This window comes from Proteus vulgaris (assembly GCF_023100685.1).
Taxonomy (GTDB): domain Bacteria; phylum Pseudomonadota; class Gammaproteobacteria; order Enterobacterales; family Enterobacteriaceae; genus Proteus.
In genome coordinates this window covers 2028598-2041578 of sequence record NZ_CP090064.1, presented here as the reverse complement: position 1 = coordinate 2041578, position 12981 = coordinate 2028598, and the positions used below count along the sequence as shown (strand labels likewise).

At 35.7% G+C, this 12981-nt stretch carries 12 protein-coding genes; 7 read left to right on the top strand and 5 right to left on the bottom strand.

Going from position 1 to position 12981, the window contains the following annotated elements:
- The first annotated feature begins 66 nt into the window (after window positions 1-66).
- The 3 genes from LW139_RS10045 (at window position 67) to tus (ending at window position 2736) form a co-directional block, all read left to right on the top strand.
- Window positions 67-1350, top strand: a complete 1284-nt coding sequence (locus LW139_RS10045; protein WP_166541290.1) for an MFS transporter — start codon at window positions 67-69, stop codon at window positions 1348-1350.
- 110 nt (window positions 1351-1460) lie between these two features.
- On the top strand, window positions 1461-1631 hold the full coding sequence (locus LW139_RS10040) for a hypothetical protein (RefSeq protein WP_166541096.1): 171 nt from the start codon (window positions 1461-1463) through the stop codon (window positions 1629-1631).
- 175 nt (window positions 1632-1806) lie between these two features.
- Window positions 1807-2736, top strand: coding sequence for a DNA replication terminus site-binding protein (gene tus / locus LW139_RS10035; RefSeq protein WP_166541291.1), 930 nt, complete (start codon window positions 1807-1809; stop codon window positions 2734-2736).
- A 12-nt stretch (window positions 2737-2748) separates the two neighbouring features.
- Here tus and LW139_RS10030 read toward each other — a convergent pair whose 3' ends face one another.
- Both LW139_RS10030 and fumC read right to left on the bottom strand, forming a co-directional pair.
- Entirely contained in the window at window positions 2749-3165 is a 417-nt protein-coding gene (locus LW139_RS10030; protein ID WP_109408302.1) for a hypothetical protein, read from the bottom strand.
- 20 nt (window positions 3166-3185) lie between these two features.
- Entirely contained in the window at window positions 3186-4583 is a 1398-nt protein-coding gene (gene fumC / locus LW139_RS10025) for a class II fumarate hydratase (RefSeq protein WP_166541292.1), read from the bottom strand.
- A gap of 580 nt (window positions 4584-5163) precedes the next feature.
- Between fumC and LW139_RS10020 the strand changes: the two genes are divergently transcribed.
- Window positions 5164-6852 carry a YdgA family protein gene (locus LW139_RS10020; protein WP_166541293.1) on the top strand — a complete coding sequence of 563 codons (1689 nt, stop codon included), beginning with the start codon at window positions 5164-5166 and terminating at the stop codon, window positions 6850-6852.
- A gap of 83 nt (window positions 6853-6935) precedes the next feature.
- Here LW139_RS10020 and LW139_RS10015 read toward each other — a convergent pair whose 3' ends face one another.
- On the bottom strand, window positions 6936-7904 hold the full coding sequence (locus LW139_RS10015; protein ID WP_247851143.1) for a VWA domain-containing protein: 969 nt from the start codon (window positions 7902-7904) through the stop codon (window positions 6936-6938).
- A 660-nt stretch (window positions 7905-8564) separates the two neighbouring features.
- Here LW139_RS10015 and add point away from each other — a divergent pair.
- Together add and LW139_RS10005 are read left to right on the top strand one after the other, a co-directional pair.
- On the top strand, window positions 8565-9566 hold the full coding sequence (gene add / locus LW139_RS10010) for an adenosine deaminase (RefSeq protein WP_227336830.1): 1002 nt from the start codon (window positions 8565-8567) through the stop codon (window positions 9564-9566).
- A 137-nt stretch (window positions 9567-9703) separates the two neighbouring features.
- Window positions 9704-10138, top strand: a complete 435-nt coding sequence (locus tag LW139_RS10005; protein WP_227336829.1) for a putative signal transducing protein — start codon at window positions 9704-9706, stop codon at window positions 10136-10138.
- A 99-nt stretch (window positions 10139-10237) separates the two neighbouring features.
- Here LW139_RS10005 and LW139_RS10000 read toward each other — a convergent pair whose 3' ends face one another.
- Window positions 10238-11227, bottom strand: coding sequence for a bile acid:sodium symporter family protein (locus tag LW139_RS10000; RefSeq protein WP_227336828.1), 990 nt, complete (start codon window positions 11225-11227; stop codon window positions 10238-10240).
- 22 nt (window positions 11228-11249) lie between these two features.
- Complete coding sequence (locus LW139_RS09995; RefSeq protein ID WP_247851142.1) at window positions 11250-12293, bottom strand: oxidoreductase; 1044 nt, start codon at window positions 12291-12293, stop codon at window positions 11250-11252.
- Window positions 12294-12424: 131 nt separating this feature from the next.
- On the opposite strand from LW139_RS09995, the gene LW139_RS09990 reads away from it, so the two are divergent.
- Entirely contained in the window at window positions 12425-12892 is a 468-nt protein-coding gene (locus LW139_RS09990) for a DUF2569 domain-containing protein (protein ID WP_109408309.1), read from the top strand.
- Window positions 12893-12981: the final 89 nt, after the last annotated feature.

Genomic DNA, 12981 nt, shown 5'->3' with positions numbered 1-12981 from the left:
GACAAAAAAATCAAATATTTCTAACATTGACATAAATCAAATTTAAGTAATGGAAGTTTAATCAATATGGATACTCACGAAATAGACAGTAAAAGTATGAGCTTAGGCACTGATATTTCAGACAATACATCATGTATAGAAAAGCCAGCTCATCGCCAATCTAACCCAAAACACTATATTCAACGTGATGATGCACTGTATATAAAAGTGACAGTGTCATTTTTTATGGTGGGTTTAGCGACATTTGCCTTACTCTATTTTGTGCAACCCATATTGCCAGTGTTATCTAACGAATTTTCTGTTAGTCCAGCAACCAGTAGTCTAGCGCTCTCACTTTCAACCGCATTAATGGCATGTGGTTTATTAATCACAGGTCCACTTTCAGACGCTTTTGGGCGTAAAAATGTCATGGTCATTGCATTATTTTGCGCTGCATTTTTTACATTATTAAGTGCAACAATGAATAGTTGGACAGGCATCTTAATTACTCGCGCCTTAGTGGGGCTTTCATTAAGTGGCGTTGCTGCGGTGGCAATGACTTATTTAAGCGAAGAGATCCACCCTGCCTACTTAGCTCTATCAATGGGGTTATATATTAGTGGTAATTCTATTGGAGGAATGAGTGGTCGTGTTATTACTGGGGTATTAAGTGATTATTACTCTTGGCGTTTATCTGTCGTTATTCTCGGTATTTTTGCCCTTTTTGCTGCGATTACTTTTTGGAAGATATTACCTGCTTCAAAGCACTTTAGACCTACCACATTAAAACCGCGCAACCTTCTTATTACCACAAAATTGCATTTTAGAGATAAAGGATTACCTCTGTTATTTATCGAAGGTGGTTTATTAATGGGCGGATTTGTCACTTTATTTAACTACATTGGCTATCGTTTATTAGATGCCCCCTATTCATTAAGCCAAACAACTGTGGGATTGATTTCCATTGTCTATTTAAGTGGCACTTATAGTGCATCAAAAGCGGGATTACTAACCACTAAATATGGCTTAGGCAAAGTATTTATTGCGGGTATCTCTATGATGTTAATAGGTATATTGATTACCTTAATTGAATCATTGCCAGTTATCTTCGTCGGTATGCTTATCTTAACAACAGGTTTCTTTGCTGCACATGCTGTCGCAAGTAGTTGGGTTGGTCGCCGTGCAAAACGAGGACGAGCTCAAGCCTCTTCACTTTATCTTTTTACTTACTATGCGGGCTCTAGCCTTGCAGGTACTCTAGGGGGATTATTCTGGGTGAGTTTCGGTTGGTTGGGTGTAGGATTATTTATAGCTCTTTTAATGTTAATTGCCTTATTAATAGCATTACACTTAAACAAAGTTGCCCAGTAAATTCATTGATAATGAATAAAGTGCAAAAGCGGATTAATACGGTTTAATGTTGTCGATTTTGCACTTCTTTCTTAAGGTATAAACTTATTCTTTAAGAAGGAACAACGATTATGCCAATTATAAAACTATCCGTTACTCTGCTATTTCTCTTTTTTACATCTCTTACGAGTGCGTTTACAGAACACTGCCCACCAACAAAACCAGATTGTGATGTTACTCATGATTCATTAGCACAACAGAGTGAAAAACAGACTGTCTTTGATTTAAAAACCATCAAATAATCCCTTTTTAGGAAAAACACCATCCTAATATGCCCTTTTTACGGTATGCTGTATAAATAAACAGTATACCGTGTTTTTGACATTTCCCTCTGCTAAGCGATGTACTTTTCACTGAATTCAATGTATTGTTTTAAATAAAGGCTAATTGTATGTTGTAACTAAATAAGGATATTAGATGAGCAAATATGATTTAATTGAACAATTTAATCTCTGTTTTAAGCAGTTAGAGAACGAGATAAATACTCTGACAGAAAAGCTACAAAAACTAACATTATTACCTTCTGCTGTTTTTGAATTACCCGATGTAACGAAAGAAGAAGAACATGATGATGTTATACACGTGACGGTGTCACCTAGTTATGATGAAGAGGCCCGCGAGATTGCCTTAAAACTAATGGCCAACCTATTTATTTATGATAATGCACCGCATATCAGCAGTAAGCGTGCTATTCGTTTACCTGGTGTGCTTTGCTTTAGTACCAGTAACAATGAATTTAAGTCAGTAAAAGAAGACGTTGAACGTATTAACTCATTAAAAAAACAGCTTTCTGATATCGTGACTAAAAAATCTGGGATTTCTAAAGAAGAACGTTTTGATTTTGTTCATAATCAGTTAAAAGGCTTAATTACGCTAAATGCTTATCGCACCCTCACCTTGTTGTCTGATCCTGATACTGTACGCTTTGGTTGGGCAAATAAAAATATTATTAAAAATTTAACGCGCAATGACGTATTGGCTCAATTAGAAAAAAGTCGTGAAGCCAATCGTGCGGTTCCGCCATATACCAGTGAACAATGGGCAGAACGTATTGATAAAGAGATAATCACCCTTTCTCAATTACCTGAAAATGCAAAATTAAAAATAAAGCGCCCTGTAAAAGTACAACCTATTGCTCGTGTTTGGTACTCGGAACTTCAAAAACAAGTACAATATGCTTGCCCATTGCCTTTATTGGCTTTCTATATTGATAAAGAGAGCGATTTTAAACCGATTATTGGCGAATTACCTGATTATGATGCCGATAACATTCAAATTCGTCATCGCCCTAAAGCTAAGAAACTACAACTGATTATTCCAAGAATGCATTTATATCTTGAAATATAATCAATTAAAAAGTTAATTAATGAGCTTAATTGAACTTCCTTTAAGAATTTGTATGAGATAATCATTAATATGAGCAAATTGATTATCTTCAATTTTCAAATCAATAGAGATCATGAGATTATTCTTTAATACAAAAATAATTTTCTCTCGTGTTAATGTAATATGTTCAAGGCTATTAATGGCTTCTATATCAGATAAATGCGTCATTAAACCGATGGAATTATCAATATCTTCTTCTTCCTCATCAAATCTTGAAAGAATGACAAAGTGCTCAGGTGAAACAGGATCATCCCCTATTCCAATAATAGTAACATCATCTTCAACGTAACAATTTACTTCGGTTGCAGTAAAAATAATTTCTTCATTCATTATTGTCGTCCCAAAACGATCTAAAAATCCCGCCATGATAGCGGGATTTAATTTCTGCATTAAATAAGTGTTATATACACTTATTTTTTCATGCTACCAACCATATCTTCTGGACGAACCCAGCTATCAAATTCTTCCGATGTGAGGTAGTTCAGTTTCAGCGCAGATTCTTTCAGCGTTAAGCCTTCTTTATGCGCTTTTTTCGCAATTTCAGCTGCTTTATCGTAGCCAATATGCGTATTTAATGCAGTCACTAGCATTAATGATTCATGCAGTAATTTATTGATACGCTCACGATTTGGTTCAATACCAATTGCACAGTGCTCATTGAAGCTACGCATACCATCAGCCAGTAAACGAACTGATTGTAAGAAGTTATCAATGATCATTGGACGATAAACGTTCAATTCAAAGTTACCTGACGCACCACCAATATTAATAGCAACGTCATTACCCATTACTTGAGCACATAACATTGTTAATGCTTCACACTGTGTTGGGTTAACTTTACCTGGCATGATGGAACTACCTGGCTCATTTTCTGGAATAGCAATTTCGCCAATACCACAACGAGGGCCTGATGCTAACCAACGCACGTCATTAGCAATCTTCATTAATGAAGAAGCCAGACCTTTTAATGCACCATGTGAATGAACTAATGCATCACAAGTTGCTAAGGCTTCAAATTTATTAGGTGCAGTGACAAATGGTTGACCTGATAATTCAGCGATACGTTTAGCCACACGAACAGCATATTCAGGATGAGTATTTAAACCTGTTCCAACGGCTGTACCACCCAGTGCTAATTCGCAAACATGAGGAACAGAGTCATCGATATGTTTGATGTTGTGCTCAAGCATAGCAGCCCAACCAGAGATCTCTTGGCCTAATGTCAGTGGTGTCGCATCTTGCAGGTGAGTACGACCAATTTTAACGATGTCATGGAAAGCTTCTGCTTTCTCTTTGAATACTTTCAGCAGTGATTTTAATTCTGGCAATAAATCCTGACGTAATGCAATAACAGCAGCGACATGCATGGCAGTTGGGAACACATCATTTGAACTTTGACTTTTATTAACATCATCATTCGGATGGATTTTGCGCTCCATGCCACGGATACCACCAAGTATCTCACTACCACGGTTAGCTAACACTTCATTCATATTCATGTTTGATTGAGTGCCAGAACCGGTCTGCCAGATTGCTAATGGGAATTCAGTTGGGTGTTTACCTGCAAGCACTTCATCTGCGGCTGCGATAATTGCATCAGCGCGCTCTTTTGGTAATAAACCTAAATCCATGTTAACACCTGCGGCTGCTTTCTTTGTGATAGCAAGCGCATGGATAAGTGCAACAGGCATTTTCTCAACTGAAATACGGAAGTGTTCAAGAGAACGCTGCGTTTGAGCTCCCCATAACTGGTCAGCTGGTACTTCGATTTGTCCCATTGAGTCTTTTTCAATGCGAGTGGCTGCCATTTCAATCTCCTTAAGTACACAGAATAATTGATTAATTCCGAATCACTTTCTAGTAAATAACTCGGATACCAGTATCATGCCATAAACAGAATAATAAATATGAGAGCTAAAGCGAGCTTATGAAATTTATAACAGAATGAAATCTGTTGATTTTTTGGGGAAAGTACGATTAGCAATCTTATTTTATTGCCAATGTTATTATTTAAGCTTTCATATTTATATCCATACTTATTATGAGCCTTTATTATTCATCATAAATAGAATCACATCACAATTAAATATTGTCTAAATCGAAAAATGAGTAAAAAAAGAGAGTTTTAATGATTATTTGAATTATCTTATAAATCATATCCATTTTGCTTTAAACTCATTATGTTAGCGAGTAACTAAGTAAGTTCTGATTGCGATTTTATTCCACTAAATCTATATTTACAGTTAATATAGGTGGCGATGTATATATGTGGATTATCTATATTTAAATTTAGTAAAATTTATCACCAATTTATCGGGTTGTTTAAGGGTTACAAAACAGCCTTTATAACGTACATCGCCAGATGTACACAGAGGATGGACTAGAATTATGAAGAAATCGCTTGTCGCTGTTGGTGTTATCGTCGCACTAGGTGTTGTTTGGACTGGTGCGTCGTGGTACATGGGCAGCAAAATTGAAAGTCGCTTACAGGAAGAAACGAAACTAGCTAATGTCCAATTAGCGCAACTTGCTAAAAATGCACAATTTGGCGCTGATATTAAACTTGAAATTCGTGACTATAAAAAAGGGGTATTCACCTCTAATGCAGACTTTGCTGTCGTGATTTCAAAAGATGCTAGTGAAGTCGTTGAAGACCAGGATAAAAAAGTAGAAGAGATTATCTTCACTACTGATATTGATCACGGCCCATTCCCTCTTTCTGATTTGGCTAAATTTAATTTAGCACCAAAATTAGCGGCCATGAATAATACGTTGGTCAACAATGATACAACTAAAGAATTATTCAAACTGACTAAAGATAAATCTCTTTTTGATATCCATACATCTTTAGCTTTTGATGGTGCAGTATCAGGTGAAGCTAAACTAAATCCTATCGATTTCGCTGAAAACGGTGGCACAGTTAAAACGACACCATTAACAATTGAATTCTCATCAGATAAAACCGCAACCAACTTCACTACCTCTGTAAAAGGTGATCAAGTTGTTGTGACTAAAGATGGCGAAGAAACTTTCACAATTAAAAATATTGCAGGTTCTGTTGCTGGAACTAAAGTTAATAACGATCAATATTTATTTAATGAGCAGTTATTAAGTTTTGCTGAAATTGCACATACCAGTAAAGACAAAGCCTCTGATTTTTCACTGAAAGATTTTTCTCTGACAACCAAAAGTGATATCAAAGATAAGCTCTTTAACATTTCTCAAACTTATTACTTTAAGTCACTGAATGTTGCAGGACTTGAATTTGGTGCAGGTAAATTCGGCTATTCAATTGATAAAGCTGATACTGATGCAATGTTGCTATTAACCAAAGTTTATAACAATTCGTTATTGCCTTGGAATAAATACCATTATGGCAACGATGATATTGTAGAAAAAGCCGTTCGTGATGTACTGGAGAAAGGCTTAGTTTTCCGTATCGATGAGGCGTCTTTAACCAATAAAAGCGGTGTAAGTAAACTAAACTTTAACTTAGACTTAAATGCATTTAACGTTAAAGTATTAGAAAGCCAAGAAAAATCACCAGCAGAATTATTTAACTATCTGTTTAAAAACATCGATTTCAATATTGATTTATCTCTTCCAATGTTAGCTGAGTTCCGTAACACCACTCAATACCTTGATGCAGCTCGTTACCAAGAAACCGCATTAACTGATGAAGAGAAAAAAGAAATTGAAACAGCAACAGCGACTGATATTGAACAGTTAAAAACTGAATTACAGCAAAATATCAATCAAATTTCTCAAGATGAGAAAGATGCATTACCTCTGATGCTACTTGCACAAGATGGTAAAGCATTAAGCCTGAAACTGAACTATGCTGCTGATAAATTTACCATGAATGGTAAAACCTATACTTTTGATGAGTTTATGGATGTTACTCAAGCTCCTCAAATGTTAGGTTTAGCAGCTATGTTATTCGGCATGGGTGCATCATCTTACGATTACGATGATTCTGATTATTCAGAAGAAGGTTATCAAGAAGAGATGACTGAAGATCCAGCGATTATCGAAGAGCAAGAAATCTTAATTCCTGAGCAACAACCAGCACAATAATTAAGTTTCTGTTAAAATAAATAAGTAAATAGAAACACCCCATTTGTCAAAACACAATGGGGTGTTTTTTCTTCGTATTTTAATTAACAATCACAATCTTTAGCTGGAAGATGACGGTTGCCCCATTCATCTTTACAGCAAGAATCAATGGTTTTATTAATTATTCCTGCAAGTGTATTTACTGTTGAAATAATAGAAGTTAATTGTTCACAAACATGACCACAGTTAGATTTTTTATCATTCGGTTTAGGAATGTTTGGTAGTGTTAAACTATCACAGAGGATCTCTTGTAACACTAGAGAGAAATTCGCAATACCTGTAGTGTAAATATAAGAGCGCCCCCCTGTCTGCTCTGCTAAACGCACATACTCTTTTGTTACACGATCTCTATCAGCCACACTTGGGAAACGATCGAGGTTCGTTGCACTATCGTCTGGCGTTCCTTGGTAGGTATATACTTTGACTTTTTCCTGTTGGGCAACGGCAATCGCTTCATCATTTTTTATCTTTGCTGCGTTGGTCAATACACCTCCGCCACCTTCCATACCTTCATCACCCAAAACAAAAACTGCACGACGAGCACCATCACGCCAATCAAAATATTTACTTAAATCAATCACTGCTCGGCATAAATCTTCTTTATTACCCGCATGATCACGTCCATCAGCTTCTTTAAAGGGTTTTCTTGCCTGTAAACGACTTTCGGGTACACCTAATGCTTTTAAGTAGTCACTCGCTGATTGATCAAATTTAGTATCATCCCATGTACCTTCAATACCTAAAAAAGTTACCCGAAGTTTTGATGGGCAATTTTCCAGCGCTTTTTGTATTGCAATATCAATATCTTTACTCAAATCTAACGACTCATCAGCCATTGAACCACTGGTATCAATTACAACAACTAGATCTAATGCAATTGCACCATCACCAGTAACGACTTGCGATCCATAAGTGAGATTATTTGCCGATGAAGGAGGTAGTATTTTAGAAACTAATTGGTGTTGTATTGCATTATTTCTCTTTCCAAGATTTAAATTTGAATTCTCATTCATATTTATACGCCTTAAGTTTTAAACAATTAGGATTTAATTAAAAATAATTATTATGCAAATAATTATTTGCTGTTAAATATATCCATCAAACAGCAATTTATTATGGCGTCAATTTTCTATTCTTTATTCCTTATTTAATAAAAGAGATATATTGTTTTTTATTTTAATGAATAAAATATAAGCATAAATAATTTTTTATATTTATAAAAACATCTCACTATCGTTTACTCAAAAGTATTAGAAATCATAAAATGAGTAACTCATTGGGTAAAGTGATAAGAAAATCAAGATTTAAACTGTTTTTTGCTTAACCTCCACTTTCAAATCTATCAGAATAATTGATAAGATATTTCAATTATCATGATAACTCTGTTTTCAGCTTAATTTTTAATGTATCAGTTATCTTGATAATACACGTCAATTGCATTGAATATTGTAGCTAATAAATAAACATCTCTCTTTTTCGTTTTCTATTTTTTAACTTAAAATTGAGAAAAAACGGCATTTTTAGTTTTAAAAATAACCAATTTAAGTTTATTCATTAGTGAATAAAATAAAAATCAGTCATAATAATCTGCAACTCATTTATATTTACCCGATTATAAGAAAATCACTATAAACGATAGATTTTCATTATTTCTATTAAAAGGAAAATAACACGTGATTGACACACAGTTGCCTTTAACCGATTTACATCGTCATTTAGATGGTAATATCCGCCCACAAACTATTTTAGATTTAGCAAAACAACACAATATTGCGCTCCCCGCTTATGAATTAGAAGCTTTGCGTCCTCATGTGCAAATTACAAAAAATGAGCCAAGTCTTGTGAGTTTCTTACAAAAATTAGATTGGGGAGTAGCAGTTTTAGCAGACTTAGATGCGTGTCATCGTGTTGCTTATGAAAACGTGGTGGATGTGGTTAATGCGGGTATTGATTACGCTGAACTGCGATTCTCTCCTTATTATATGGCAATGAAGCACCAGTTGCCTGTTGAAGGTGTCGTAGAAGCCATTGTTGATGGTGTACAAAGCGCACTGCAATCACACGATGTAGATATTCGTTTAATCGGTATTTTAAGCCGTACTTTTGGTGAAGATGCTTGCCAACAAGAATTAAATGGATTGTTGAAACATCAAGATAAAATTACTGCGCTCGATTTAGCGGGTGATGAATTAGGTTTTCCGGGTCACTTATTCCAACCTCATTTTAATCGTGCTCGTGACACAGGCTGGGATATTACAGTTCATGCCGGTGAAGCAGCAGGTGCTGAAAGTATCTGGCACGCAATTAAAGAATTAGGCGCAAGTCGTATCGGTCATGGTGTTAAGGCTATTGAAGATCCTCGTTTAATGGATTATCTCGCAGAGCATCAAATTGGTATTGAATCTTGCTTAACCTCAAACATTCAAACCAGCACTATCAATTCATTAGCAGAACATCCTCTAAAAACTTTCTTAGAGCATGGCATTATTGCATCGCTTAATACAGACGATCCTGCTGTTGAAGGCATTGAATTAAAACACGAATATAACGTTGCAGCACCAGCTGCGGGATTAACACTAGAGCAAATTCGCCAAACTCAAATTAATGGTTTAAAAATGGCGTTTATTAGCCAAGCTGAACGTGACGCATTAATTAAAAAAGTAAGCTTACGTTAATATTTAATGCTTTTTTCATCAAAACCATCTGTTAATCAGATGGTTTTTTTATATTCATAAAAAATAGATAGGATCATTAATGACGCTTAGACTAAAATTAATCTTCGTCAGAGATTATTTATCATTAAGGAAGAATTATGTGGAACATTCACCCAACAAGAGGTCATTATAAATTATTAGCTCAATACTTATCGCCGATTGATGCTTCAATTGAAGCAGGACTTCTCCAATCTGAAGGTATTGATGCTATTCTTTTAGATGAAAATATTGTTTGGAACAATCAGGTTTATGCTCAAGCAACCGGAGGTGTAAAACTGCTCGTTAATGATAAAGAATTTGAACAAGCACAAACCATACTTAATGAGCTTTACCAAGGTAAATATAATATAAACGATCAACTAGAACCGATTGATTGTGAATTAGAGACAACGGTAAAAAATAATAAAACAGATTATTTGAACATAGGTTTTGTTTTCTTAATTTACTTTGTGTTAGGTTTGCCTCTTCCGTTAAAGTCACAACCTTCTTCATTGCTAGATAAAAAAGAAAACAACAAAGATCATAGTGAATAAAAAAAGCATCGATAAATAATCAAATCGATGCCTTTTTTATATTTGGCTCATAATCAATATTTAAACAATACTATTAATTATCCATCCAACTTAAATATGTTATTTCTTTTCAGCTTCTTTAGCTTGATTAGCGTAGCGCTGTGCTAATACAGCACAAACCATTAATTGGATCTGATGGAATATCATTAATGGTAATAACATTACCCCCACCGTTGCCGCAGGAAATAACACGTTAGCCATTGGTACACCATTTGCTAAACTCTTTTTAGAACCACAAAAAACAATGGTGATCTCATCTTCTTTATTAAAACCAAGCAACCTTGCACTGTACACGTTCACAAAAATGACAATCGCTAATAAAATACAGCTCACTACAGCAATCGTTAGTAACGACCAGCCGTCAATTTTATGCCAGATCCCTTCAACAACCGCTTCACTAAACGCCACATAAACCACCAGCAAAATAGAAGAACGATCTGTTCTATTAACTAATTTCTTATGCTTATCAACCCAACGACCAATTAAAGGGCGAGATAAATGACCAATAATAAAAGGCACCATTAATTGCAGTAAAATCGACTGAATTGCTCCAGCAGTATCAAAATCATCTGCTGAGCCTTGCGTTTGCATTAAAAAACCCACCAGCACCGGTGAAAGAAAAACACCTAGAATGCTCGATGCTGATGCACTACAAATAGCTGCGGCGACATTTCCCCCTGCCACAGAAGTAAAAGCAATGGCGGATTGAACGGTTGCAGGAAGAGCACAAAGGTATAAAAAACCCATATAGACTGTTGGTGACATCCATTCAGGCACAATCACTTGTAATCCTAGCCCCAAAATAGGGAAAAGAATAAAAGTGCTAGCAAATACGGTTAAATGTAATCGCCAATGCCCAAGCCCTGCCAGTATTGCTTCTCTAGAGAGCTTTGCACCATGCAAGAAGAAAAGTAGCGCAATAGCGCCTGTTGTTAGATATTGAAACAGGACTTTAATATCCCCTTGTGCGGGTAATAGCGTTGCTAGGGTTACCACACAAATCATTATCATGAGAAAAGGATCAAGTTTTAATTTTTGCCACCAAGACATTAGATTTAGCGCTCCCTTTAGCTTATAGCGTAATAGTTTGTTTTAAACGATTTGAAATTTCGCCCGCTTCAATCAAACGCATAATGGCAGTTGCTTGTATTGGCGTAACGGGGTTTTCTTCACCCAATGTAATTGCACGATAAATTTGTTGATAATACGCAGGATAATTACCAGGGAGTGTAGCAAGCGTGGTTGTTTCTAACTCACCGGATGCTGATAATGTTGTTAATTCACCATCTTTATTATCCATTCCCCAATTATAAGTTTGATTAGGAAGATAACCGGCTTTTAAGGCATCTTCTTGAGTATCTAAACCGTATTTAACATAACTGCCTTTTGTTCCATGAATAGCAAAAATAGGTGTTGGAGATGCGACTAGCATAGAAGCATGAAGAATAACTCTAAGATTGTCATATTCTAATAACGCATGAAAGTAATCGGCATTTTTTGCATTAGGACGTAATTGAGCAATATCTGCCGTAATTGCTTTAGGCTCACCAAATAGGCAAACGGCTTGATCAAGAACATGGGGTGCTAAATCATACCAAAGTCCGCCACCAATTCCGGCATCTTCTCGCCAACGTTGACGCACGGTTGGGCGAAAGCGATCAAAATGAGCTTCATAGGCACTAATCTCACCGAGTGTTTTATCTGCTAAAAGTTTTTTAACCGTTAAGAAACCCGAATCCCAACGACGATTATGAAAAACAGAAAGTAGCTTACCGGCATTTGTTGCTTGTTGAGATAATTTTTCTGCTTCTTCCAGTGTTAGTGTAAACGGTTTATCAATAACAACATGTTTACCTTTTTCCAAAGCCTGTGAAGCTAACGAATAGTGAGTATTATTCGGTGTAGGGATAATAATTAAGTCTATTGAAGGATCATTAATAAGTGCTTGAGGAGCTGCATAAACCGTGATGTGAGGAAAATCTTGTTTGACTTTATTTTCATCAGAGCTTGAAATTGCACTGAGGTTTAAGCCTTCGGTAGTTGTAATTAAGGGAGCATGAAAGGTTTTACTTGCATAGCCATACCCGATAATCCCAACATTGAGTTTATTTGCCATAACCCTATCCTATTTTTATCTGCTTTTTTATTAATAAAAATCACTTTCACTTTTGTAGCTAAATAAATAATAACAAAGTTTGTGATAATATCTCGTTTAGTTCTATACACACGAGTAGGAATAATTAATTAATGAAATTTGATCTCAAAGCAAACACGCAGAATAACCTTTCAGGAAAGGCGCCTATAACTGGATGGCTACTTGCGCCATTGGCTTATATGATCTTATCAATTATTGGCTCTGGCTTGATGTCTGTTCTCTACGTTCTTAAATATTTTGCGGATTTTTCGATCCTCCACCAGCTTCCTTTTCATTTAATATCAAGTTGGTATCTCTCTGCGTTAACCACGTGGGTGATGTTTGGTTTTACGGTATATCTACTACGCCAGTTTTTTTATCGCGCTAAAAACTTTCCACGTTTATTTATTTTATGGTTACTTATCAACTTACTATTAGCGATCAAAAGCTTTGGCTTTGCGCCTGTAGATGACCAAACAGCGTTAAAATCTCTTCTATGGTCTGTCTTCTCGACTGTCTGCTTTGTGCCTTATATCAAGTACTCTAAACGTGTTCGTGAAACTTTCACACAAGTTCGATAACTTCGTATCTTCACCCTTGATATTATATACGCTTGTTTAGCCTCTTTATTTCAGGAGGCTTTTTGTTTCTCTGTTTAACAATTTTGGCA